The sequence below is a fragment of the Streptomyces sp. RLA123 genome (assembly GCF_056270165.1).
In genome coordinates this window covers 4,350,644-4,373,973 of record NZ_JBWDOR010000003.1, presented here as the reverse complement: position 1 = coordinate 4,373,973, position 23,330 = coordinate 4,350,644, and the positions used below count along the sequence as shown (strand labels likewise).

The window sequence follows — 23,330 nt, the reverse complement described above, 5'->3', positions numbered from 1 at the left end:
TCGCCCTAGCTCGCGTACTCACCGGTGAGCTCGACGGCCTCGGCGCGGTCGCCGCGCTCCAGGACCTCGCCGGCCACCCAGGCCTCCAGGCCCCGGTCGGCCAGCGTCGTCAGCGCCACGTCCACCGACTCCTCGGGGACCACGGCGACCATGCCGACGCCCATGTTGAGGGTCTTCTCCAGCTCGTGCCGCGCCACCCCGCCGAGCTCGCCGACGGTCCCGAACACCGCGCCCGGCGCCCAGGTCGAGCGGTCCACGGTGACGTGCAGGTGGTCCGGGACGACCCGGGCCAGGTTGTTGGCCAGACCGCCGCCGGTGACGTGCGAGAAGGCGTGCACCTCGGCCGTACGGGTCAGCGCGAGGCAGTCCAGCGAGTAGATCCGGGTGGGCTCCAGCAGCTCCTCGCCGAGGGTGCGGCCGAACTCCGGGACCTCGCGGTCGAGCGCCCAGCCCGCCCGGTCGAAGAGCACATGACGCACGAGCGAGTACCCGTTGGAGTGAAGACCTGAGGACTCCATGGCGATCACCACGTCACCCGTACGGATGCGATCCGCGCCCAGCAGCCGGTCCGCCTCGACAACGCCGGTCCCGGCGCCCGCGACGTCGAACTCGTCCTCGCCGAGCAGGCCCGGGTGCTCGGCGGTCTCGCCGCCGACCAGGGCGCAGCCGGCCAGCACGCAGCCCTCCGCGATGCCCTTGACGATGGCGGCGACCCGGTCGGGGAAGACCTTCCCGACACAGATGTAGTCGGTCATGAACAGCGGCTCGGCGCCGCACACGACCAGGTCGTCCACGACCATGCCGACGAGGTCGTGGCCGATGGTGTCGTACACGCCCATCCGGCGGGCGATGTCCACCTTCGTGCCCACGCCGTCGGTGGCGGAGGCCAGCAGGGGGCGCTCGTAGCGCTTGAGCGCGCTCGCGTCGAAGAGTCCGGCGAAGCCGCCCAGCCCGCCCACGACCTCGGGGCGGGTGGCCTTCTTGACCCATTCCTTCATCAGCTCGACCGCGCGGTCGCCCGCCTCGATGTCGACTCCCGCCGCGGCGTAGCTGGCACCGGTGTTCTCGGACATGACTGTGAGGTGTCCTTGCGTCGTGTGCTTACGGGCGACGGAGCGCGTCGGCGGCGTCGGGGCCGCCGGCCAGCTCGGTCTCCAGGAGGTGCTTGCCGAGCAGCTCGGGGTCCGGCAGCTCCATCGGGTACTCGCCGTCGAAGCAGGCGCGGCACAGATCCGGCTTGGCGATGGTGGTGGCCTCGACCATGGCGTCGAGCGAGATGTACGCCAGCGAGTCCGCGTCCAGCGACTTGCAGATCTCGTCCACGGTCAGCCCGTTGGCGATCAGCTCTGCGCGGGTGGCGAAGTCGATGCCGAAGAAGCACGGCCACTTGATCGGCGGCGAGGAGATCCGGATGTGGACCTCGGCGGCGCCGGCTTCGCGGAGCATCCGGACCAGCGCGCGCTGGGTGTTGCCGCGGACGATCGAGTCGTCCACGACCACCAGGCGCTTGCCCCGGATGACCTCCTTGAGCGGGTTCAGCTTCAGGCGGATGCCCAGCTGCCGGATGGTCTGGCTGGGCTGGATGAACGTCCGGCCCACGTAGGAGTTCTTCACCAGGCCCGAGCCGTACGGGATGCCGCTGGCCTCGGCGAAGCCGACGGCGGCCGGCGTGCCGGACTCCGGAGTCGGTATCACCAGATCGGCGTCGGCCGGGGCCTCCTTGGCCAGCCGGCGGCCCATCTCCACCCGGGAGAGGTACACGTTGCGCCCGGCGATATCGGTGTCGGGGCGGGCCAGGTAGACGTACTCGAAGACGCAGCCCTTAGGCCTGGCATCGGCGAAGCGGGAGGCGCGCAGCCCGTTCTCGTCGATGACGATCAGCTCACCGGGCTCGATCTCCCGGATGAAGCTCGCGCCGACGATGTCCAGGGCGGCGGACTCCGAGGCGACCACCCAGCCGCGCTCCAGGCGGCCCAGCACCAGCGGGCGGATGCCCTGCGGGTCGCGGGCGGCGTAGAGCGTGTGCTCGTCCATGAACACCAGGCTGAAGGCGCCCTTGACCTTGGGCAGCACCTGGCGGGCGGCCTCCTCGACGGACAGCGGCTTGCCGTCCGCGTCGGCCTGTCCGGCCAGCAGCGCCGTCACCAGGTCGGTGTCGTTGGTCGCGGCGACCCTGGTGGCCCGGCCGTTGCCCTGCGGCAGCGCGGCGACCATCTCGGCCAGCTCCGCGGTGTTGACCAGGTTGCCGTTGTGGCCGAGCGCGATGGAGCCGCTGGCCGTGGCACGGAAGGTGGGCTGGGCGTTCTCCCAGACCGACGCACCCGTGGTCGAGTAACGGGCATGCCCGACCGCGATGTGGCCCTTGAGGGAGCCGAGCGAGGTTTCGTCGAAGACCTGGGACACCAGGCCCATGTCCTTGAAGACCAGGATCTGGGAGCCGTTGCTCACTGCGATGCCCGCGGACTCCTGTCCGCGGTGTTGCAGGGCGTACAGCCCGAAGTAGGTGAGCTTGGAGACCTCTTCGCCGGGAGCCCAGACACCGAAGACGCCGCAAGCGTCCTGGGGGCCCTTCTCACCGGGGAGCAGGTCGTGGTTGAGTCGTCCGTCACCACGTGGCACGTCTCCGAGTCTAGGGCAGGTTGCGGTGTCGTCCGAACGGGGGAACCCGACAAACCCATGTTCTATGCGCGTAACCCCATGGGGCGCCTGGCCATGTGACCTTCGTCCTGACCGGTCCTGAGCGGTCCCTGAGCGGTCCCTGACCGGTCCTGAGAGGTCCCTGACCGTTGTCAGGGCCGCGGCTCCGGGTCGCGGATCATGGCCGTCAGCTCCGCGGCGGCGCGCGTCGCGGGGGACGGGCGGCGGCGCGTCCGTTCCCACCGGGGGCTGGTGAGGAGCCCGGCGAGCGGTCCTTCAGGTCCGCGGTCCGCCGCACGATCAGCTCACCGTCCGGGGTGCGGACGACACGGGTCACGTCCGCCCACGGGACGCGCCGGGTACGCGCCCACCGGCGGACCTCGGGACCGGCAGCGTCGGCGGTGATCCGCCAGGTCATCAGGGACATCGGCCCCTCGACCAGGAACCAGCCGTCCAGGACGCACAGGGGCCGGTACCACCACACCCCGTCGAAGAACCACTCATAGCCCACCAGCAACCCCACTGTGCCCGTCACAAGCAGCCCTCCCGTGGCACGGCCGACAGCTCCGCCGCGCCAGTGGACCGGGCCCGTCGCGGGCTTCATCGCGGCCGCCGCCTCGGCGACCCGGGTCTCGGCCTCGCGGCGGTGCTCGGCCTGCCCCCGCGGCCCGGCCCGCCACTGCCGCGCCGGCGAACCCGTCGTCCCGACGAGGACTTCTCCGGAATCGTGGTGCCCGTCAGCGCCGGTCGCGCCCCCTCGGCCGGCAGGCCGTAGAGCCAGGGGCGGGCCGGTGTGCCGGCCGGTGCGGTCGTCGAGGTCACCGGCGCATGATGCGGACAGCCCGCGCCGGCTCAGCCCAGCAGGGGCAGATACGGGGCCAGGTCGGCACGCTCGCCGCTCGCGGAGACGGCGCCGGCGTCGAGGGCGGCGTCCCAGGTCGTGCGGCCGGTGGCCAGCCGTACCCAGGTGACGGGGTCGGTCTCGACGACATTGGGCGGGGTGCCGCGGGTGTGCCGGGGGCCGGGAACGCACTGGACGGCCGCGAACGGCGGCACACGGACCTCGACGGAGTTGCCGGGCGCGGTGACGGCGAGGGTGTCCGCCAGCAACCGGACGACGGCGGCCAGTGCCTGCCGGTCCAGCGGCACGGGCACGCCGGTCGCCGTGGACAGGTCGTCGCTGTGCACGACGAGTTCGACGAGGCGGGTGACGAGGAAGTCCGGCGCGCGCATCGCGCCCAGCGTGATGGCGATGACACGGGCCGGGTCGACCGCCGCGGGCAGCGCGCCGCGCAGGTCGCTCACCGCCGCCTCCATGCGCGCGGCGGCATCAGCGGTGCCGAGCGCGGCCTCGCGGGTGTCGGCGTCCAGGTTGACGGCGATGCGGTTGGTGGAGCGGGCCCAGCCCGTCAGGTCCAGATCCGCCTTGGCCGGGGCCGGCTCGGCCAGCACCCGGGGGACCACCTCCATCTGGCGCGCCATGTGCACCAGCAGGTGGAGCACGTCCCAGCCCGGCAGCCCCGAGGACGCCGACAACTGCTCCGCGCTGAGGGTCCGTACGGCGTCGAGGACCTGCCCCGTCTGCGCGGTGAGCGCGGCGGCGGTCCGCGCCGGGTCGTAGGTGCGGGGGCGGCGGGCGGCGGGCGGCATGGCGTGCAGCCTACGCGCCGGCCGGGCCCCGCACCGGGACCGCGGCGGTCAGGCCTGGCGCGGCCGCTCGAAGGTGATCAGCAGACCCTCGACGGCGCCGGGACCGATGCGGCCCTTGACGTCGGCGGCGGTGATCGCCCTGAGCTGCCAGCCGTCCTCGGCGTGCTTGTTGAGCGTCTTCTCCAGCTTGTCGCTGTCGATCGCGTCCCCGATGAGCGACTCGCGGAAGTTGACGACCTTGTACTCGAACATCGGTCAGGACCCCTCGTCGTGGCGTTGGTTGCCTTGCGGACGCAGGTTAACGCCCCACCGGACGCACCGGTCCGGCCGCCCGGTCGATCAGCGGTCCGTCCTCCACGTCGGCGGAGAGCAGGACCAGTTCCGCGCCCTCGCAGGGCACCCCGAAGAGCAGCGTGTCGCGCAGCCTGCTGTCGCCGGGCGCGTGGTCGTCGTCAGGGATCGCGGAGCCGGGCCGCACCGGGCAGGAGAAGAGCGGTACGCGGCCCGCGGTGTCGTCGGCGGCGTAGACCCACACGCGGGTGTCCTCGTCCTCGCGGGACAGCACGCGCAGTACCGGAAGTTCGTCCCGGCGCAGTGCCGCGGCCCGCCGCCGGGCCGACAGCCCGGTGGCCAGGAGGGTGAACCCGAGCAGGGCGACCGGGAGCAGAAACGGTACGGCAGCGGCGGCGCACAACGGCAGCCCGACGACGATCCGCACGAGCCCGCGACGCCGCGGCGGCAGCGGCGCGGGCAGCCGCAGGCGTACGTCACCGGCCGCATTGGCAGCGAGCAGACGCCGGCGGCGCCGGACCGCGAGACGGTGGCGGGCGCCGGCCCAGCACAGGAGGAGCGCCGCGGAGACCGGCAGGGCCACCGCGGGCTCCGCGAGCCACGCCAGCAGTGCCACGAACAACGGCGCCGACAGCAAGGTGAGCTGGGGCAGCCGGAACAGCCAGTACAACTGGGCCGCTGCCAGCCAGTAGTGCGGCGCCCCGAGGCCTCCGGGCACCACGGAGACGGCCACGCCGACAGCGACGGCCAGCGCCAGGGCACTCCACCGCGGCCGGGACCACACAGCGGGCCGGCAGGCCGCCCAGCGCCTGGTGTCGCGGGTACGCCACAGGGGCAGTTCACCAGGGGCTCCGCGGTCGCTCACGCCTGGAGTATGGCCCGGCCGGTCGTGCGCACGGTGACCAAAAGGTCAACGCACCCCCGCGCCCAGCGGCACGGGGGTGCGTCGGCAGCGCCGCGTGATCAGCCCAGCAGCGCCGGGATCGTGTCCTCGTGCGCCGTACGCAGCTCGTCCAGCCCGATCGTGAACTGCCCCTGGATCTCGACCGATTCGCCGTCCACGACACCGATGCGCACCGCGGGCAGACCGCGCGCTCCGCACATGTCGGTGAAGCGGAGCTCCTCGCTGCGCGGGACCGCGACGATCGCCCGGCCGGCGGACTCGGAGAACAGGAACACGAACGGGTCCAGGCCGTCCGGCACCACGAGCCGCGCGCCGTTCCCGCCGCGCAGGCAGGACTCGACCACGGCCTGCACCAGCCCGCCGTCGGACAGGTCGTGGGCGGCGTCGATCATGCCGTCCCGGGAGCCCGAGATCAGGATCTCGCCGAGCAGCCTCTCGCGCTCCAGGTCGACCTTCGGGGGCAGCCCGCCGAGGTGGTCGTGGACGACCTGGGACCAGGCCGAGCCGCCGAACTCCTCACGGGTGTCGCCGAGGAGGTACAGGAGCTGGCCGGTCTCCCGGAACGCCACCGGCGTGCGGCGGGCGACGTCGTCGATGACACCGAGTACGGCGACCACCGGCGTCGGGTGGATGGCCACGTCCCCGGTCTGGTTGTACAGCGAGACGTTGCCGCCGGTCACCGGCGTGCCCAGCTGCAGGCAGCCGTCCGCGAGGCCGCGGACGGCCTCCGCGAACTGCCACATGACGGCGGGGTCCTCGGGCGAGCCGAAGTTCAGGCAGTCGGAGACGGCGAGCGGCTTGGCACCGGTCGTCGCGACGTTGCGGTAGGCCTCGGCGAGCGCGAGCTGCGCGCCCGTGTACGGGTCGAGCTTCGCGTAGCGGCCGTTTCCGTCCGTGGCGATGGCGACGCCGAGCCCGGTCTCCTCGTCGACGCGGATCATGCCCGAGTCCTCGGGCATGGCCAGCACGGTGTTGCCCTGCACGAAGTGGTCGTACTGGGAGGTGATCCAGGACTTGGAGGCCTGGTTCGGGGAGGCGACCAGTCGCATGACCTGGTCCCTCAGCTCCTCGCTCGTCGCCGGGCGGGGCAGCTTGTTCGCGTCGTCCGCCTGGAGCGCGTCCTGCCACGACGGACGGGCGTAGGGGCGCTCGTAGACCGGGCCCTCGTGGGCGACGGTGCGCGGGTCGACATCGACGATCTTGCCGCCGTGCCAGTAGATCTCCAGCCGGTCGCCGTCGGTGACCTCACCGATGACGGTCGCGATGACGTCCCACTTCTCGCAGATCTCCAGGAAGCGGGCGACCTTCTCCGGCTCGACGACCGCGCACATGCGTTCCTGCGACTCGCTCATGAGGATCTCCTCGGGCGAGAGCGTGGAGTCGCGCAGCGGTACGTCGTCGAGGGTGACGCGCATGCCGCCGGAACCGTTGGAGGCGAGCTCGGAGGTGGCACAGGACAGTCCGGCGGCGCCGAGGTCCTGGATGCCGACGACGAGCTTCTCCCGGAAGGCCTCCAGGGTGCTCTCGATGAGCAGCTTCTCCTGGAAGGGGTCGCCGACCTGGACGGCCGGACGCTTCGACGGCTTGGCGTCGTCGAAGGTCTCGGAGGCCAGGATGGAGGCGCCGCCGATGCCGTCGCCGCCCGTGCGGGCCCCGTAGAGGATGACCTTGTTGCCCGCGCCGGACGCCTTCGCCAGGTGGATGTCCTCGTGCCGCATGACGCCGATCGCACCGGCGTTGACCAGCGGGTTGCCCTGGTAGCAGGCGTCGAAGACGACCTCGCCGCCGATGTTGGGCAGCCCCAGGCAGTTGCCGTAGCCGCCGATGCCCGCGACGACGCCGGGCAGGACGCGCTTGGTGTCGGGGTGGTCGGCGGCGCCGAAGCGCAGCGGGTCGACGACCGCGACCGGCCGCGCGCCCATCGCGATGATGTCGCGCACGATGCCGCCCACGCCGGTGGCCGCGCCCTGGTAGGGCTCGACGTACGAGGGGTGGTTGTGCGACTCGACCTTGAAGGTGACGGCGTAGCCCTGGCCGACGTCGACGACGCCGGCGTTCTCGCCGATACCGACGAGGAGGGCGTCCGACTGCGGGGCCTTCTCGCCGAACTGGCGGAGGTGGACCTTCGAGGACTTGTACGAACAGTGCTCGGACCACATCACCGAGTACATGGCGAGTTCGGCGCCCGTGGGACGACGGCCGAGGATCTCGACGACGCGCTCGTACTCGTCCTTCTTCAGTCCGAGTTCGGCCCAGGGCAGTTCGACGTCGGGGGTCACGGCCGCGTGCTCGACCGTGTCCAGAGGAGTGCGGCTCATGCGGTGACCAGCTTCTTGAGGATCGAGGTGAAGAATCCGAGGCCGTCGGTGCGCCCCGTCCCGATGAGGGACTCCACCGCGTGCTCCGGGTGCGGCATCAGGCCGACGACATTGCCCGCGGCGTTGGTGACGCCCGCGATGTCGCGCAGCGAGCCGTTGGGATTCAGGCCGGCGTAGCGGAACACCACGCGGCCTTCCGCCTCCAGCTCGTCCAGGACATGCTCGTCGGCGACGTAGCGGCCGTCGATGTTCTTCAGCGGGACGCTGATCTCCTGGCCCTGCTCGTAATCCGCGGTCCACGAGGTCGTGTTGTTCTCGACGACCAGCTTCTGGTCCCGGCAGATGAAGTGCAGGTGATTGTTGCGCAACATCGCGCCCGGCAGGAGATGCGTCTCGGTGAGCACCTGGAAGCCGTTGCAGATACCCAGGACCGGAAGGCCGTCCTTGGCGCCCGCGATGATCGAGTCCATGACGGGCGAGAAGCGGGAAATCGCCCCCGCGCGCAGATAGTCGCCGTAACTGAATCCGCCCGGGAGGACGACCGCGTCGACCTGGTGCAGATCCTTGTCGCGGTGCCAGAGCGCGACCGGTTCGGCGCCGGCCAGGCGCACGGCGCGCTGGGTGTCCCGGTCGTCCAGCGTGCCGGGGAAGGTGACGACGCCGATGCGTGCCGTCACGACTCCACCTTCACGCTGAAGTCCTCGATCACGGTGTTGGCGAGGAAGGTCTCGGCCATCTCGCGGATACGGGCGAGGGCGGCGTCGTCGACGGGACCCTCCAGTTCGAGCTCAAAACGCTTGCCCTGGCGGACGTCGGTGATTCCCTCGAACCCCAGGCGCGGCAGCGCACGCTGCACCGCCTGGCCCTGCGGGTCGAGGATCTCCGGCTTGAGCATGACGTCGACTACGACGCGTGCCACGGTCACTCCCGGTGGTCTGCTGCGGTGATGTCCCCAACCGTACCCTGCCAGAAAGTCTACGCGGGTAGATAGGCCGGAATGGTCCGGGAATATCGGGTGACCGGATTGCCCTGGGACACCCGGAGAAATTCTCCGGGTGCGCTCCGGGGAAAAGATTTCAGGATGTAAAAAGGGAAAGCATTGACCCCGGGCCGCCGACTTCGGTAGAACAACGGTGCCAAGGCAGGTTCCCAGCCTTCTCCATGAAAGGACCGGCATCCATGGCGCAGCGCGTAGTGGTCACCCTCTCCGACGACCTCGACGGCGGTGAAGCAGCGGAAACGGTCACTTTCGGCCTCGACGGGAAGTCGTACGAGATCGATCTCTCCTCCGGGAACGCCGACCGGCTCCGCACCGCACTCGCGCCGTACGTCGAGGCCGGACGCCGCCACAGCCGGCTCGGCAAGACCTACAAGCACACCGCTCTGACCTCCGACCCGGCCACCGTCCGCGCCTGGGCGCGTTCCAACGGCTTCGACGTGCCGCCGCGCGGCCGCATTCCGAAGAAGGTCTACGAGGCGCACGCCGCCGCCAACTGATGTCCGCGGCCGGCCCCTGGCCGAACGGATTGGACAGCCACCCCTGTTGATCCGCTAGAGTCAGAAGCGCGCCGAGGGCAGGGCCGAAAGGCCGGGCTCACGGATCACGCGGGTGTAGTTCAGTAGTAGAACATCCTCCTTCCAGGAGGAAGGCGCAGTGTGCGATCCCTGTCACCCGCTCTGACTGCTCGACCGGTCTTCACGATCAGGTAGAGTGGTCGCGTCCTGCGGACGTGGCTCAGTTGGTAGAGCATCACCTTGCCAAGGTGAGGGTCGCGAGTTCGAATCTCGTCGTCCGCTCGTGAAAAGAAGGCCCCGGTCATTCGACCGGGGCCTTCTTCGTATGCGTGCGCCTTTCCCGGGGCCCGCGCCTTTGTGACCGTCCCCACATCGCGGCGGGACAGGCCATCGGCATCGGGCGGGAGCGGCCGCGCGAATCCGCCGGACCACGCCCGGGCGCCGGCCCGAGACCCTTGCCGGGCTGGGGAATTGGCCTTCCGCATCCGCGCGCGGGACGGCGGCGCGGTGGGGGCGGGGCCCGCCGCGACGGCCGGCGCGACACGCCACGGCAAAGGGACAGGGCGTGGTGCGTGCCGGGCACTCCCCGGGTTGGCTATAGTGGAGGACGCACCGCACGGGAACGCGCGGCGCATGCGGACGTAGCTCAGTTGGTAGAGCGCAACCTTGCCAAGGTTGAGGTCGCGAGTTCGAGCCTCGTCGTCCGCTCGTGAAAAGAAGGCCCCGGTCCTCGGACCGGGGCCTTCTTGCGTTCCCGGGAAGATCCGGGAGGGGGACGCGGCGCCCCGCCCGAGCGTGTCGGGGGCGGCCGCCGTGGCGCGGCGCCGATCCTGACGGCACCGCACCCCGGCCACCGACCTCGGCCGGGGTGCCCGATCAGGAGGTCACCCCTATGCGCAAGTCCCTCCGGGCGGCCGTCGGCGAGGCCGTACGGGCCGTGGGCCGGGTCGTCGCCAGGGAGCTGGTCGCGCTGGGCGAGCTGTACTTCGCGGTCGACCGGCGGCAGCAGGCCGCTCGCCGGGACGGGCTGCCGCCCGGGCATCCGGAACGCCTGTGTCCCGAGGTGCCGCTGAGTCCCCTGGAGCGGTCGCTGGCCCGCGAACTACGGCTCGGGCCGGCCGGCTGAAGGGCGCCGAAAGCCCGTGAACGCCACATCGGTGACGCCGCGTAGGTCCGGGCCGTTCTTCTGTCCACAGGCTGTGGACAGAAGAACGGGCCGACCCGGACCGGCCTCGGACCGGCCGGCGCCGGAACGGCAGCGGGCCCCGGCCGTGAAGGCCGGGGCCCGCGTCGCCGCGAGGCGGGTGGCTACCAGCTCAGGCCCGTGAGGCGCTCGTACGCCTCGATGTACCGGGTCCGGGTGCGCTCCACGACGTGCGGCGGGAGGGCCGGCGGGGGCTGCTCGCTGCGCCGGTCCCAGCCGGACTCGGCGGAGGTCAGCCAGTTGCGCACGATCTGCTTGTCGTAGCTCGGCTGAGCCCGGCCCGGCTCCCACTCGTCGACCGGCCAGAAACGGGACGAGTCGGGCGTCAGCACCTCGTCGGCGATGGTCAGCGTCTCGCCCTCGAAGCCGAACTCGAACTTCGTGTCGGCCAGGATGATGCCGCGCTCCCGGGCGATGTCGCGGGCCCGCGAGTAGACCGCGAGGGTCGCCTGGCGGAGCGCGGCGGCGGTGTCGGCACCGACCTGGCGGGCGACCTCCTCGTAGCTGACGTTCTCGTCGTGCTCGCCGACCGCGGCCTTGGTGGCGGGAGTGAAGATCGCCGCGGGCAGCTCGGAACCGTCGGACAGTCCCTCGGGCAGCGCCACCCCGCACACCGTGCGGTCGGCCTGGTACTCCAGCAGACCCGAACCGGTCAGGTAGCCGCGGGCGACGCACTCGACCGGGACCATGCTCAGCGACTTGCACACCGTGGTGCGGCCCTCCCACTCGGGCGGGGCGCCCGCGGGGAGTTCGGTGGAGAGCACATGGTGCGGCACAAGGTCGGCGATCCTGTCGAACCACCACAGGGACAACTGGGTCAGGACGCGGCCCTTGTCCGGGATCTCGGTAGGCAGCACCCAGTCGTACGCGGAGAGCCGGTCGCTGGCGACCATCACCAGCTCGCCGGCGTCGTTCTGGTACAGATCGCGCACCTTGCCGGTGTGCAGGTGCACGAGCCCGGGTACCTGCACGGGCTCGGGCTTCTCGACGAATCCGGACATGGGGCCTCCCCGATCGGTGGTTCGGCTCCCGATTCTCCCGCACGCCACCCCCGCAGGCGCGACGCGGGGTGTCAGCCGTGTTTGCAGATGCGGTCCAGGAGATTGGCGGTGGCGCGCTGCACACGCTCGTCGACATGGCCGGGGCGGTCCAGCGCGGGGGACCAGGCGAAGGTCCCGGAGGCGAAGACGTACGCCCCGGACGGCGCCCGGTACAAGGAGGTCTCCTGGTGCGCCCGGCGGCCGGCGGAGTCCTCGTACGGGGAGTGCGCGAGCAGGATGCGCTCGGTGTAACCGGGCAGTTGGGTGCGCGGGAAGTAGCGGTCCGCCTCGCCGGCGACCAGGCCCTCGATCTCGTCGCCCTCCCCGGCCCCGGCGGCCTCCCACAGCCAGTGGTCGGCGTTGCGCACCACCAGCGGTGAAGGCTCGGGCACCCGGCCCGCGTACTGCACGCCCATCACCAGTTGCTCGGGCTCGCCCATGTCCCGCCACAGCGCGCTGCGGCCGGGCGGCGCGTCCCGGCGCTTGCGGCAGCTGAGCAGCCGGTCGGGGTCGCCGGCCGGGGACGGGCCCAGCTCGGTCTGCCAGTACATGGTGTTGGCGGAGAGGAAGACCAGCGAGGTGCCGCCGTCCCGGGCGGCCTCGACGGCGCGCCGCATGGGGACGGTCCAGTACTCGTCGTGGCCGGGAAAGACCATTCCCCGGTAGCGGGAAGGATCGATCCTGCCGGCGTGCAGGTCACGGGCGTCGGCGTAGGCCAGGTCGTAGCCGTAGCGCTCCGCCCACCGGATGAAGTCGTAGGCGTGGCCCACGTGCAGCGGAAGCCCGGCGCCCGCGTACGGCCTGTCGAAGGAGACCGTGACCGCGGCCTCCGCCTCGCCGAGCAGCCGGCCCTGCTCGTCCCAGGCGTGGTAGAGGCTGGCGCCCGTCCGGCCGTTCTCGGGGTAGAGGTTGTACGCCTGCCAGGTCACGTCCGGCAGCAGCAGGAGCAGATCGGCCGGCCGGTCGTCACGCACGGTGAAGGGGATGTGGCTGCGATAGCCGTCCTGCGTGGTCAGCACGGCCACATAGGCGCCCGGATTCCACTGGGAGGGGATCTGCAGCCGCCAGGACTGCCACCAGTGGTGGCAGGAGACCGTGCGCCCGGCGGTGAGCGGCGCCGGCTGCACGATGCCGGACAGCCGTGGGCTGGTGCCCACCTGGGCTGCGCCGTCGCCGCCGTAGTGGCCGATGCGGTACACGTCGACGTTGTAGTTCTGCGGCGGGTCGACGGTGACACGGAAGTCGATGGCGCCGCCCGGGGCCACGGAGGCGCCGGTGGCGAAGCCCTTGATCTGACAGCGGACATCGTCCGCGGAACGGGGTCCCGGGACGCGCGGCGCCCCGTGTGACTCGCCGCGGGACGCGGTCAGATCGACATACCAGGGGACCACCTGTCCGGTGTCGTCCAGATACTGCTCGGCCCCGCGCAGCCAGGGCACCGGGCCCTGCCCGAACGGGTCGGTGACGCCGTGTGCCAACGCTCCTGACTGCCAGCGGTGGACCTGCTCCCTCACCACGATTTTCCCCTCCTCGCCGTCCCCCGAGGTGGTGTACGCGTGCCCAGGTCCAGGACATCACACAATGCGCTGCCCCGGTCACTGTTCGTGGCGTTTTATTGGAAGGGATTCACGGCGACGGGACACATCCGGTCAACTCCCGGTCAGACGAGCCGTATCGGCTTCTCGGGGCGTACGCCCACAGCCGTGAGCCAGGAGCGCAGCGGGGCCGCGTCCCCGTTCTCCACGAGGCGGAGCACCGGCCAGGACAGGTCGCCCCGGCGGACCCCGCCGACCAGCAGGGCCGGGCCGTCCAGCCAGTCCAGGCCGGGGGCCGCGCCCGCGGTGTCCACGGCGGCGCAGCAGACCATCGCCGTGACGTGATCGGTGAGCAGCTCCCGGCCGGTGCGGGGCGGCAACAGGTGGTAGACGGGGGCGAACGCGCCGTCCACGGCGGCCTGGGCGGCGGCCTCCTCGCGGGTGGTCTCCTCCCGCGCGGCCTCCTCACGGGCCACGTGCCGGGTGATCCGGGCTGCCAGCTCCTCGCTGCCGCCCGCCGACAGCCGGTCCATCACCCGGGCCAGGGTCGCGCGGCCGGGCTGGTCGGGGGTGCCGGGCAGGCCCGCGGCACCCGTGGGGACGGATATACGACGGGGCCCGAGCGCCCCCGCCGGATCGTGCGCCTCGTCGAGGACCGTGATCAGACGGGCCGCGTCGCTGCGCCAGATGCGGTCCACGACCTCTTCGGGATAGGTGTCCCAGGCGACCGGCGACCAGTCGGGGCCCTGCCGCCGCGGACCGCCGTGGAACAGCCGCGCCGCCAGCAGCGAGGCGGCCTCGTCGACGGTGCCCGGTTCCTCCAGCAGGTCGCACGCGGGACGCTCGCCCAGCCGCGACTCGAAGCCCTCGGCCAGCCTGTCCCGCCGCGACAGCTCGGTCAGCGCCGCCACCACGCCCGCGTCCAGCCGGGACGGCCAGCGCCCCATCCGCCAGGCCGGAAGCGCCACACGGGTCAGCAGCCGGTCCCAGCCCGCGTAGGCGAGGCCCACCTGCTCCTGGGCCACGATGCGCAGTCCGTAGTCGACCGCCTGGGCCCGCTCCGAGGCGGCGCCGGCCACCGCGCGCTCCATCTCCGCGGCATGCACCTGGCAGCCGCGCAGCAGCAGCTTGGCGACCCAGCCGAGGAACGCGTACGCGGGCCGGCGTATCCATCCGGTGAGCGAGGGCTCGTAGGCGGCCGTGGCCACCCCGGCCGCCGCGTCCAGCCCGCGCACGAAGCGGCGGGCCGCGGCGATGTCCGGATCGGCCGCGGGGCCCGTGCCCGCCACGACCGGGGCGAGCAGCGCCCGGAGCTCGGCGACCCGCATCCACCACATGAAGGGCGAGCCGATCACGAGGGCCGGGGCCTGCGGCGGGGCCTTGCGCCGCGTGCCGTGGGTGCGGTCCTCCAGCCAGCTGTCGCAGTCCGGGGTCAGTTCTATCGCGGAGGGCACCGGCACCTGAAGGCGCACCGCCAGGTCCCGCACCATGCGGTGGAGGTCGGGGGCGGACTTCTCGGCGACCGGGACCGTGGGGCTCACAGCCGGTCTCGCCCGGACGACGACGGCCGCGACGCCGCCCGCGAGCAGCAGCACGAGCAGCGCGCCCGCGACAACCAGCCAGCGCAGGATGTCCGAGGTCTCGCCGACGATCCGGCCCGTCGCGCCGCCGACCAGCAGCACCACCGCCAGCGCGGCGGGCAGCAATGCCACCGCCAGCGCGGTGCTGCGAATACGCAGGACGGCCAGCGCGCGTGCCCGCGCGACTCCTTCACCTGCTTCCCCGGCCAACGGTGTGCTCACCCCCAAGCTGCTGACGCGACTGCATGCCCCCACTGTCGCACCGCCCACCGACACCGCAATGCCGGTAGGGCCGATTGTGCGGTGGTCGTGTGCTCTCGCAGTGCGCTTGCGCCGCACCCTAGTTGGGCCCCGGGCTCACGTCAGCAGGATGGTCAAGCCATCACCCCTTGGAGTGGCCTTGCCCAGGGTTCAGCCCCTGGCGGCCTTTTCCGCGATATCCGAACGATGGTGCGAGCCCTTCAGCCCGATCCGGGCCACCGCCCGGTACGCCCGCTCACGGGCCTTGGCCAGATCCGCGCCGGTCGCCGTCACCGACAGAACGCGGCCTCCCGCGCTCACCACCCGGCCGTCGGCGTCCGCCGTGGTGCCCGCGTGCAGCACGTAGGCGTGCTCGTCCTCGGCGGCCACCTCGTCCAGGCCGGTGATCGGGTCACCGGTGCGCGGCGTGCCGGGGTAGTTCTCGGACGCCACCACGACCGTCACCGCCGCGCCCTCGCTCCAGCGCAGCGCCGGGAAGGCGGCCAGCCGGCCGGTCGCCGCCGCGCGCAGCAGCCCCGCCAGCGGGGTCTTGAGCCGGGCCAGCACGACCTGCGCCTCCGGGTCGCCGAAGCGCGCGTTGAACTCGATGACCCGCACACCGCGCGAGGTGATGGCCAGGCCCGCGTACAGCAGCCCGGAGAAGGGGGTGCCGCGGCGGCGCAGTTCGTCGACGGTCGGCTGGAGCACCGTGCGCTCCACCTCCTCGACCAGCCGCGGATCGGCCCACGGCAGCGGGCTGTACGCGCCCATGCCGCCGGTGTTGGGGCCCTCGTCCGCGTCATGGGCCCGCTTGAAGTCCTGCGCGGGCTGGAGCGCGACGACGGTCTCGCCGTCCGTGACGGCGAAGAGCGAGACCTCGGGGCCGTCCAGGTATTCCTCGATCACGGCCCGCCCGCAGGCGATGGCGTGCGCCCGCGCGGCCTCCAGGTCGTCGGTCACGACGACGCCCTTGCCCGCCGCCAGGCCGTCGTCCTTGACGACGTACGGGGCGCCGAAGGCGTCCAGCGCCTCGTCCACCTCGGCGGGGGTGGTGCACACGTACGCGCGCGCGGTGGGCACGGCGGCCGCGGCCATCACGTCCTTGGCGAACGCCTTGGAGCCCTCCAGGGCCGCCGCCTCCCGCGAGGGGCCGAAGCAGTCGATGCCCCGGGCGCGCACCGCGTCCGCGACCCCGGCCACGAGCGGGGCCTCGGGGCCGACGATCACGAAGTCGGCCGCCAGCCGGGTCGCGAGTTCCGCGACCGCGTCCCCGTCCATGGGGTCCACCGCGTGCAGTTGCGCCACCTCGGCGATGCCGGCGTTCCCGGGGGCGCAGTGCAGCGCCGCCACGTCGGGGTCGAGGGACAGAGCGCGGCACAGGGCATGTTCGCGGGCACCGCCGCCGATGACAAGGACGTTCACGGCGCCAAGGGTATCGGCTGGGGATGGGCACCCCCGTGCCCCTCCCCTTACCGGCCGCACACCGGGCCTGCCGCCCGGCACCCGCGGCGTCACTCGATCGGGTGCTGCCTGCGGGACCCCATACCTGATCAACCGCCCCGTAAGGGCGGAATTACCGCCGTCCACTTCGCAAGCTCAGCCGTTCGGCGGTAAGAAGGGGGCTCCGTCATCGACGTCACGAGGGAGCGTGCAGGTGAGCCAGCCGGACATGTATCCCGAGGAAGTACCTCGGGAGGAACCGAAACGGCGGGCGCTCCACCGGCAGCGGGAGGACCTGCGGGCACCCTCGTTCCCGCTGGGCGACTGGGGTGAGCCGGCGGAACGGCTGGAGGAGCTCTACCGCTGGGCCGAGGCGGAGGCGCTGCGCACGGTCGAGTGGTACCTCGCCGACCGCGTGCGCAAGCGGCTGTGGGCCAGGGGGCTGCGGGTCGCGGCCGCGCTGGCCGCGACCTCCGGGGCCGTGGTCGCCGTGACCGGCGCGGGGGTGCGCGACCGCTGGGCGTACGCCGCGCTGCTGCTGGCCGTCGTCTGCGTCGGCCTCGACCGTCACCTCGGCCTGACCGCCGGGTGGATGCGCGACGTGGCCACCGCCCAGGCCGTCCAGCGCCGTCTGGAGGCGCTGCGCTACGACTGGGCCTCGGAGTCCGTGCGCGAGGTGCTCGGCCCCGCCGAGGGCACCGCGGCCGAGGCGGCCGAGCGCTGCCTGACGGTGCTGCGCCGGTTCTCCGAGGACGTCTCGGAGCTCGTACGGTCCGAGACCGCCGACTGGATGCTGGACTTCCGGGCCGGCGGCGCCCCCCTGCGCACGCAGTCCCTGACCTGGGGATGGGGCGCGCGGAGCCCGGAGAGCGGTACGCCCGGCACCGGCGGGCGGTTCCCGCTGCTGCCGGGCGGCCGGCCCAACATGCCGCGCCAGCGGCCCCCGGAGGGGCCCCGCGCCGGCTGAACGGCACCCTGAGGCGCCCGGAAGGCGGCCCATGGCTCCCCCATCCACCGCCGGGGAGGGACTTTCGCACACGCCTCAGCTGAAGACGATCATCGAGCCCTGGCCGAGCGATCGGGTGGCCGCCGCGTGCAGCCCCAGCCACACGTGTCGTTCCCGTGCGAAGGGGCTGCCGTCGCCGGAAGCGGGCGCGGCGGCCGGCTCCTCCAGCTCGGTGGGCCCGGCCGGCGGCAGGGGCGGGGGCGGCGGATTGAGCGGGTCGATGCCGATGACCGGCGCCACGAAGCCCAGCTCGCGCAGCAGCCCGTGGGCCGATCCCAGGGGGCCGCCGCCCTCCAGTAGTTCGTCGTCGACCAGGGGGGAGGGGAAGTCCAGCGGCACGTATGCGCCGGCGTGGTCGTAGTGCCACACCAGGTGCGACTGCTGCGCGGTGGCCTCGAACATCTCCAGCAACTGCTCGTAGTCCCCGCCGAGTTCGTCGACGGGGGTGACGGCCAGGCCCTGGATGTGGAGCAGGTACGCACGGCGCAGGAAGTGCAGTGCGTCGTAGTCGAATCCGGCGACCGGCGCCACATCGCCGGACAGGCCCGGCATGTAGCTGTAGACGGGCACCGGCGGCAGACCGGCGTCGCTCAGTGCCTTGTCGTAGCGGGCGATTTCCTCGGCGAACGGGTTGTCCGGGCTGTGGCAGAGCACGTCCACCAGGGGAACCAGCCACAAGTCGCAGGCCACAGGCGCTCCAAGTCCTTCCGTGCGTCGTCGGGCCAGCGTAGTGGGCTAGGGCCCGGAGGGCCGACGCATCAGCCCGAGAGAGTGGTCGTTGAATTCCTCCATGATCCGCTGGGCGGTCTCCGGATCACGCTCCTCGACGGCACCCACCAGTTCCACGTGGTCCGCCCAGCAGACGCCCTCCAGGGACGCCCGGGCGCGCAGGAAGGGCACCTCGTACGCCCAGGTCTGCATGCGGATGCGGTCCAGGAAGTCGGCGACATGGGCGTTGCCGGCCAGTGCGGACAGCTCGCGCCAGAAGCGGATGTCATGGCCGATGAGCACGTCCAGCTCACCGGCGCGGGCGGCCGGCGCCGCGGCCTCGGCCCGGCGGCGCACGGAGGCGAGAGCGGCGGGTTCGACCTCGCGCATACCGCGCGCGGCGATGCGGCGGAAAATGCCCTCCACGACCAGGGTGCGGGCCCCCACCATGGAGCGGAACTCGGAGTCGGTGAAGCGGCGCACCTGGAAGCCGCGGTGGTGCTCGACCTCGAGCAGCCCCTGCGCGGCGAGGTCGACCAGCGCCTCGCGCACGGGGGTCGCGGAGACCCCGTACAGCTCGGCGATCTCCTTCACGGTGAAGTGGCGTCCGGCGACCATGCGGCCGGTGAGCACCTCGTCGCGCAGCGCGTCGGTGATCTGCTGGCGCAGACTGCTCCGTCTGACGGGGCCGCCTGCATCTGCACCATCCCGCATGCCCGGTGCCTCCCTCGGATGTGCGTGCGCGTGAATGCGCCTCACCCTATGCGAGGCCCGGCCGCGGATGGTCCGCGCCTGTGGCGCAGGTCACGCGCGGCCGGTCCGGTTCAGACCGTGTGCTCGTCGGCGACCGACAGGGCCGCGTCGAGGAGCGCGAGACCCTCCTTGGCCTCGGCCTCGGTGATGTTGCAGGCGGGCACCACATGGGTGCGGTTCATGTTCACGAACGGCCACAGGCCGCTCTTCTTGCAGGCCGCCGCGAACGCCGCCATCGGGGCGTTGGCCTCTCCGGCCGCGTTGTAGGGAACCAGCGGCTCGCGGGTCTCCCGGTCGCGTACGAGCTCCAGCGCCCAGAAGGCGCCCAGGCCCCGCACCTCGCCGACCGAAGGGTGGCGCCCGGCCAGTTCGCGCAGCCCGGGGCCGATGGTGTGCTCGCCGAGCGCAGCGGCCCGGGCCACCACGCCCTCGTCCTCCATCACCTGGATCGTGGCGACGGCCGCGGCGCAGGCCAGCGGGTGGCCGGAGTAGGTCAGCCCGCCGGGGTAGGGGCGGGTGGCGAAGGTCGCGGCGATCTCCTCGCTGATGGCGACACCGCCGAGCGGCACGTATCCGGAGTTCACACCCTTGGCGAAGGTCAGCAGGTCGGGGACGACATCGAACTGCTCCGCGGCGAACCACGTGCCGGTGCGGCCGAAGCCCGCCATGACCTCGTCCAGGACGAGGACGATGCCGTACCGGTCGCAGATCTCGCGGACGCCCGCGAGATAGCCGGGCGGCGGCACCATGATGCCCGCCGTGCCCGGCACGGTCTCCAGCACGATCGCGGCGACGGTCTGCGGCCCCTCGAAGACGATGGTGTCCTCCAGGTGCTGGAGCGCGCGGTCGCGCTCCTGCTCCTCGGTCTCCGAGTGGAACGGTGAGCGGTAGAGGAACGGCGCCCAGAAGTGGACGACGCCGGCCGAGCCGCTGTCGGAGGGCCAGCGGCGCGGGTCACCGGTCAGGTTGATCGCGGCGGAGGTGCCGCCGTGGTACGAGCGGTAGGCGGAGAGCGCCTTGGGGCGGCCGGTGTGCAGCCGGGCCATCCGTACGGCGTTCTCGACGGCCTCGGCGCCGCCGTTGGTGAAGAAGATCTTGTTCAGGTCGCCGGGGGTGCGCTCCGCGATCAGCCGGGCGGCCTCGGAACGCGACTCCACGGCGAAGGCGGGCGCGAAGGTGACGAGCTTCGCGGCCTGCTCCTGGATCGCGGCGACGACCGTGGGGTGCTGGTACCCGATGTTGGTGAACACCAGACCGCTGGTGAAGTCCAGGTAGCGGTTGCCGTCGTAGTCCCAGAAGTACGCGCCCTGCGCCCCGGCGACCGCGAGCGGGTCGATCAGGCCTTGCGCCGACCAGGAGTGGAAGACGTGCGCACGGTCGGCGGCCTTCACGGCGGCGCCGGTCTCGGGGTCTGCGTAAGGAGGGGTCATGGCCTCAAGGCTAAGCAGACGCCCGGGCAGGCTCCCATTGGCACCCTGTATGACGGTGGGCGGGCGCGCCGACAGGTTGTACGGCGCGCCCGCCCCTTCCGTCCGGTGGGACCGTCCCGCGGTCCCACGGTGCGGCGGTGCTGCTAGAGGAAGGAGTTGATCTCGATCGTCTCGGTCCGGCCGGGGCCGACGCCGATGGCCGAGATCGGGGCGCCCGACATCTCCTCCAGCGCCTTCACGTACGCCTGCGCGTTCTTCGGCAGGTCGGCGAAGGTCTTGGCCTTCGTGATGTCCTCACTCCAGCCGGGCAGCGTCTCGTAGACCGGCTTCGCGTGGTGGAAGTCGGTCTGACTGAACGGCAGTTCCTCGAAACGCTTGCCGTCGATCTCGTACGCGACGCAGACCGGGATGCTCTCCCAGCCGGTCAGCACGTCGAGCTTGGTGAGGAAGAAGTCGGTGAGGCCGTTGACCCGGGTCGCGTAGCGGGCGATCACCGCGTCGAACCAGCCGCACCGGCGGTCGCGACCGGTGGTGACACCCCGCTCGCCGCCGATGCGCCGCAGGGCGGCGCCGTCCTCGTCGAACAGCTCGGTCGGGAAGGGACCGGCGCCGACGCGGGTGGTGTACGCCTTCAGGATGCCGATGACCCGGCTGATCTTGGTGGGACCGATGCCCGAGCCCGTGCAGGCGCCGCCCGCGGTCGGGTTGGAGGACGTCACGAAGGGGTACGTGCCGTGGTCGACGTCCAGCAGGGTGCCCTGGCCGCCCTCCAGGAGGACGACCTTGCCCTCGTCGAGGGCGGAGTTGAGGAGGAACGTCGTGTCCGCGACGTAGTCCCTGATCTGCTCGGCGTAGCCCAGGTACTCCTCGACGACCTGGTCGATGCTGATCGCCCGCCGGTTGAAGATCTTGACCAGGACCTGGTTCTTGTCGTGGAGCGCGGCCTCGACCTTCTGCCGCAGGATCGACTCGTCGAAGAGGTCCTGCACCCGGATACCCACACGGTTGATCTTGTCGGCGTACGCCGGGCCGATACCGCGGCCGGTGGTGCCGATCCTGCGCTTGCCGAGGAAGCGTTCCGTCACCTTGTCCAGGGTCTGGTGGTACGGCGTGATCAGGTGCGCGTTGCCGCTGATGAGGAGCTTGGACGTGTCGACGCCGCGCTCGTTGAGCCCGCTCAGCTCGGAGAGCAGCACCGCCGGGTCGACGACGACGCCGTTGCCGATCACGGGGGTGCACCCGGGCGAGAGGATTCCGGAGGGCAAAAGGTGCAACGCGTACTTCTGGTCACCGACGACCACCGTGTGGCCGGCGTTGTTGCCGCCCTGGTAGCGCACCACATAGTCCACGGAACCACCGAGCAGGTCGGTGGCCTTCCCCTTGCCCTCGTCACCCCACTGAGCACCGAGCAGCACAAGTGCGGGCACAGGCGTACACCCCTTCCGGGCGGGGCATGTCCAACGTGGCTCCCCATGGCGGGGAGAGCGGTCGGACCGGTGCCCCGGAATAGACGAAGCCCCTGGCGCAAGGCAGCGCAAGGGGCTCTTGCACCGAGATGTTACCTGAGGAAGGACCAAGGTGTCGGCTCAGCGACCGGTCGGGCAGCCCCTGCTCGTGGTCATCGACCCTGCCGCCCGTGTCATGGACGGCGAATCCGTACGCATCGCGAAGGATGTGCTGTGCGGGGGATCGCCCTCTGTGAAAATCGCACTTCCGGAGTCCGAGGAAGAGGCCGTACGGGCGCTTGAGCACCGGGGGCGACGGCGACCGGTCGTGGTGGGCGACGACGCGGCGCTGCTGCGCACCGTACGTGCGCTCCACGCGGCGCGGACGCTGGGCGAGGCCGTCGTCGGGCTGGTACCGGTCGGACGGAGCACCGCGCTGGCCCGGGCCCTGGGCGTGCCCGGCGGCGCGGTGAACGCGGCGCGGGCCGTGCTCGACGGGGCCGAACGGGAACTGGACCTCCTCCTCGACGACAGCGGCGGCATCGTGCTGGGCGCCCTGCGCATCTCCTCCGCGACCCCGGCGTGGCTGATGCCCGTCGAACGGCGCGCCCGCTCGCTGGCCCGCACGTTCAGTCTGCACGGACACCCCACGGGGCTCGCCATGCGCGGCGCGCAGCGGCTGCGCGTCGAGGCCGACGGGGTCGTCCTGGCCGACCTGGACGACTGCGTCGAGGAGGTGTCGGTCTCCATGGCCTCCCCCGGCCTCGCCGAGGTCCTCGTCCGCCGCGACGGCGTGGCCCCGGCCCGGCCGGTGCACGCCCGTACGGTCACCGTCTCCGGGCGGGACTTCCGCTACACCGCGGACGCGGCGAGCGCGGGCCCGGTCCGCCGGCGCACCTGGACGGTGATGCCGGCGGCGTGGCGGCTGACGGTGCCGCGTACTTTTTAGGGCTCGGTTCGCCTTCGATCGCTCAGCCGGTGTCGACAGTCGACCGTGCTCGCCCGCTCGTTCCTCGCAGGCTCCGCGCGCGCTCCTTTTCGACACCGGCCGCTCTCTTCGGCTCACTCGCCGCGCACGCATCGACCCGCTCACCGGAGCACCATCCGACCGCCCGCCTCGACGCAGCACGCTCGCCAGGAAGCACGTTGCTAGAGGAGGCCGTTCTCGCGGAGTTCCGACTTGTGCTCGCGCCAGCGGTCCATCAGCTCGACGATCTCCTTCTGGAGGAAGTCGAAGAAGGCGGCGGTCTCCGCGATGCGGCGGCCGGCGGGGGTCTCGGGGCCGACGGCCTCGATGCCGTCGCGGAGGGTGCCCTCCCAGCGGGCGAGGACGCGGTCGCGGCGCGTGAAGGTCTCGTACCACTGGTCGCTGTGCACCCGGTAGCGCTCACGCCGGGAGCCGGGCTCGCGTTCGCGGGTCAGCATGCCGACCTGCGAGAGGTAGCGGACCGCGCCGGAGATCGCGGCGGGGCTGGCCTGGAGGCGTTCGGCCAGCTCGGCGGCGCTGAGCATCCCGGTCTCGGAGGCGAGCAGTGCCGCGAAGACGCGGGCGGCCATGCGCTGCATGCCGGCCTCGACCAGTTCCGCCGCGAACCGTTCGACGAACGTCATCGGTTCGATGGATTGCTCTGCCA

Annotated in this window: 22 protein-coding genes and 3 tRNA genes; 7 read left to right on the top strand and 18 right to left on the bottom strand. The window is 72.1% G+C overall.

Going from position 1 to position 23,330, the window contains the following annotated elements; genetic code table 11:
• Positions 1–5: 5 nt before the first annotated feature.
• The 9 genes from purM to purS form a co-directional block, all read right to left on the bottom strand.
• Positions 6–1,073, bottom strand: coding sequence for a phosphoribosylformylglycinamidine cyclo-ligase (purM, locus tag RV983_RS19930; RefSeq protein ID WP_475987115.1), 1,068 nt, complete (start codon positions 1,071–1,073; stop codon positions 6–8).
• 28 nt (positions 1,074–1,101) lie between these two features.
• Positions 1,102–2,619 (bottom strand): amidophosphoribosyltransferase, encoded by a 1,518-nt coding sequence (purF, locus tag RV983_RS19925; protein ID WP_475987114.1) that lies wholly within the window; start codon positions 2,617–2,619, stop codon positions 1,102–1,104.
• A 205-nt stretch (positions 2,620–2,824) separates the two neighbouring features.
• Positions 2,825–3,172, bottom strand: coding sequence for a hypothetical protein (locus tag RV983_RS19920; RefSeq protein ID WP_475987113.1), 348 nt, complete (start codon positions 3,170–3,172; stop codon positions 2,825–2,827).
• 317 nt (positions 3,173–3,489) lie between these two features.
• Positions 3,490–4,287 (bottom strand): maleylpyruvate isomerase family mycothiol-dependent enzyme, encoded by a 798-nt coding sequence (locus RV983_RS19915; RefSeq protein ID WP_475987112.1) that lies wholly within the window; start codon positions 4,285–4,287, stop codon positions 3,490–3,492.
• 48 nt (positions 4,288–4,335) lie between these two features.
• Entirely contained in the window at positions 4,336–4,539 is a 204-nt protein-coding gene (locus RV983_RS19910) for a DUF4177 domain-containing protein (protein WP_475987111.1), read from the bottom strand.
• 46 nt (positions 4,540–4,585) lie between these two features.
• Entirely contained in the window at positions 4,586–5,443 is an 858-nt protein-coding gene (locus tag RV983_RS19905; RefSeq protein WP_475987110.1) for a hypothetical protein, read from the bottom strand.
• Positions 5,444–5,541: 98 nt separating this feature from the next.
• A complete protein-coding gene (purL, locus tag RV983_RS19900; protein ID WP_475987109.1) occupies positions 5,542–7,800 on the bottom strand; it encodes a phosphoribosylformylglycinamidine synthase subunit PurL in 2,259 nt (752 codons plus the stop codon).
• The gene (purQ, locus tag RV983_RS19895) at positions 7,797–8,477 is read right to left on the bottom strand and encodes a phosphoribosylformylglycinamidine synthase subunit PurQ (protein ID WP_475987108.1); all 681 of its coding nucleotides are present in this window, start codon (positions 8,475–8,477) and stop codon (positions 7,797–7,799) included. Before purQ ends, purL begins: the two co-directional genes overlap by 4 nt.
• The gene (gene purS / locus RV983_RS19890) at positions 8,474–8,719 is read right to left on the bottom strand and encodes a phosphoribosylformylglycinamidine synthase subunit PurS (protein WP_475987107.1); all 246 of its coding nucleotides are present in this window, start codon (positions 8,717–8,719) and stop codon (positions 8,474–8,476) included. The genes purQ and purS overlap by 4 nt, the downstream gene beginning before the upstream one ends.
• A 260-nt stretch (positions 8,720–8,979) precedes the next feature.
• On the opposite strand from purS, the gene RV983_RS19885 reads away from it, so the two are divergent.
• The 5 genes from RV983_RS19885 to RV983_RS19865 all read left to right on the top strand — a co-directional run bounded on the left by RV983_RS19885 (position 8,980) and on the right by RV983_RS19865 (position 10,441).
• Positions 8,980–9,297, top strand: coding sequence for a histone-like nucleoid-structuring protein Lsr2 (locus RV983_RS19885; RefSeq protein WP_475987106.1), 318 nt, complete (start codon positions 8,980–8,982; stop codon positions 9,295–9,297).
• A 108-nt stretch (positions 9,298–9,405) separates the two neighbouring features.
• A tRNA-Gly gene (locus RV983_RS19880) sits at positions 9,406–9,477 on the top strand.
• Between the two features lie 47 nt (positions 9,478–9,524).
• Positions 9,525–9,597 (top strand) — tRNA-Gly (locus RV983_RS19875).
• A 353-nt stretch (positions 9,598–9,950) separates the two neighbouring features.
• Positions 9,951–10,023: transfer RNA gene (locus RV983_RS19870), tRNA-Gly, on the top strand.
• A gap of 184 nt (positions 10,024–10,207) precedes the next feature.
• Complete coding sequence (locus RV983_RS19865; protein WP_475987105.1) at positions 10,208–10,441, top strand: DUF6059 family protein; 234 nt, start codon at positions 10,208–10,210, stop codon at positions 10,439–10,441.
• Between the two features lie 182 nt (positions 10,442–10,623).
• Here RV983_RS19865 and RV983_RS19860 read toward each other — a convergent pair whose 3' ends face one another.
• The 4 genes from RV983_RS19860 to purD all read right to left on the bottom strand — a co-directional run bounded on the left by RV983_RS19860 (position 10,624) and on the right by purD (position 16,336).
• The gene (locus tag RV983_RS19860) at positions 10,624–11,520 is read right to left on the bottom strand and encodes a phosphoribosylaminoimidazolesuccinocarboxamide synthase (RefSeq protein ID WP_475987104.1); all 897 of its coding nucleotides are present in this window, start codon (positions 11,518–11,520) and stop codon (positions 10,624–10,626) included.
• Positions 11,521–11,591: 71 nt separating this feature from the next.
• A complete protein-coding gene (locus RV983_RS19855; RefSeq protein ID WP_475987103.1) occupies positions 11,592–13,076 on the bottom strand; it encodes a N,N-dimethylformamidase beta subunit family domain-containing protein in 1,485 nt (494 codons plus the stop codon).
• Positions 13,077–13,219: 143 nt separating this feature from the next.
• A complete protein-coding gene (locus RV983_RS19850) occupies positions 13,220–14,896 on the bottom strand; it encodes a hypothetical protein (protein WP_475987102.1) in 1,677 nt (558 codons plus the stop codon).
• 189 nt (positions 14,897–15,085) lie between these two features.
• Positions 15,086–16,336, bottom strand: a complete 1,251-nt coding sequence (gene purD / locus RV983_RS19845) for a phosphoribosylamine--glycine ligase (protein WP_475987101.1) — start codon at positions 16,334–16,336, stop codon at positions 15,086–15,088.
• A 232-nt stretch (positions 16,337–16,568) separates the two neighbouring features.
• Here purD and RV983_RS19840 point away from each other — a divergent pair, with 232 nt between their 5' ends.
• The gene (locus tag RV983_RS19840) at positions 16,569–17,321 is read left to right on the top strand and encodes an SLATT domain-containing protein (protein WP_475987100.1); all 753 of its coding nucleotides are present in this window, start codon (positions 16,569–16,571) and stop codon (positions 17,319–17,321) included.
• A 75-nt stretch (positions 17,322–17,396) separates the two neighbouring features.
• Here the strand turns inward: RV983_RS19840 and RV983_RS19835 are convergent, their stop codons facing one another.
• The 4 genes from RV983_RS19835 to RV983_RS19820 form a co-directional block, all read right to left on the bottom strand.
• On the bottom strand, positions 17,397–18,050 hold the full coding sequence (locus RV983_RS19835; protein ID WP_475987099.1) for a hypothetical protein: 654 nt from the start codon (positions 18,048–18,050) through the stop codon (positions 17,397–17,399).
• A 45-nt stretch (positions 18,051–18,095) separates the two neighbouring features.
• Complete coding sequence (locus tag RV983_RS19830; protein WP_475987098.1) at positions 18,096–18,782, bottom strand: GntR family transcriptional regulator; 687 nt, start codon at positions 18,780–18,782, stop codon at positions 18,096–18,098.
• A gap of 110 nt (positions 18,783–18,892) precedes the next feature.
• Complete coding sequence (locus RV983_RS19825) at positions 18,893–20,251, bottom strand: aminotransferase class III-fold pyridoxal phosphate-dependent enzyme (RefSeq protein WP_475987097.1); 1,359 nt, start codon at positions 20,249–20,251, stop codon at positions 18,893–18,895.
• A gap of 143 nt (positions 20,252–20,394) precedes the next feature.
• Positions 20,395–21,678, bottom strand: coding sequence for an adenylosuccinate synthase (locus tag RV983_RS19820; RefSeq protein WP_475987096.1), 1,284 nt, complete (start codon positions 21,676–21,678; stop codon positions 20,395–20,397).
• A gap of 151 nt (positions 21,679–21,829) precedes the next feature.
• Between RV983_RS19820 and RV983_RS19815 the strand changes: the two genes are divergently transcribed.
• Complete coding sequence (locus RV983_RS19815; RefSeq protein ID WP_475987095.1) at positions 21,830–22,645, top strand: diacylglycerol kinase family protein; 816 nt, start codon at positions 21,830–21,832, stop codon at positions 22,643–22,645.
• Between the two features lie 200 nt (positions 22,646–22,845).
• On the opposite strand, the gene RV983_RS19810 is transcribed toward RV983_RS19815, so the two are convergent.
• Positions 22,846–23,307, bottom strand: a complete 462-nt coding sequence (locus tag RV983_RS19810) for a GbsR/MarR family transcriptional regulator (RefSeq protein WP_475990382.1) — start codon at positions 23,305–23,307, stop codon at positions 22,846–22,848.
• Positions 23,308–23,330 lie beyond the last annotated feature (23 nt).

What these genes read in the sequence shown, in the direction of transcription:
- RV983_RS19810 (WP_475990382.1), bottom strand. Translation starts at nt 23,307, where the DNA reads ATGACGTTCGTCGAACGGTTCGCGGCGGAACTGGTCGAGGCCGGCATG.
- RV983_RS19825 (WP_475987097.1), bottom strand. Translation starts at nt 20,251, where the DNA reads ATGACCCCTCCTTACGCAGACCCCGAGACCGGCGCCGCCGTGAAGGCC.
- RV983_RS19860 (WP_475987104.1), bottom strand. Translation starts at nt 11,520, where the DNA reads ATGTCCGGATTCGTCGAGAAGCCCGAGCCCGTGCAGGTACCCGGGCTC.
- RV983_RS19865 (WP_475987105.1), top strand. Translation starts at nt 10,208, where the DNA reads ATGCGCAAGTCCCTCCGGGCGGCCGTCGGCGAGGCCGTACGGGCCGTG.
- RV983_RS19915 (WP_475987112.1), bottom strand. Translation starts at nt 4,287, where the DNA reads ATGCCGCCCGCCGCCCGCCGCCCCCGCACCTACGACCCGGCGCGGACC.
- purL (WP_475987109.1), bottom strand. Translation starts at nt 7,800, where the DNA reads ATGAGCCGCACTCCTCTGGACACGGTCGAGCACGCGGCCGTGACCCCC.
- RV983_RS19830 (WP_475987098.1), bottom strand. Translation starts at nt 18,782, where the DNA reads ATGCGGGATGGTGCAGATGCAGGCGGCCCCGTCAGACGGAGCAGTCTG.
- RV983_RS19885 (WP_475987106.1), top strand. Translation starts at nt 8,980, where the DNA reads ATGGCGCAGCGCGTAGTGGTCACCCTCTCCGACGACCTCGACGGCGGT.
- RV983_RS19910 (WP_475987111.1), bottom strand. Translation starts at nt 4,539, where the DNA reads ATGTTCGAGTACAAGGTCGTCAACTTCCGCGAGTCGCTCATCGGGGAC.
- purM (WP_475987115.1), bottom strand. Translation starts at nt 1,073, where the DNA reads ATGTCCGAGAACACCGGTGCCAGCTACGCCGCGGCGGGAGTCGACATC.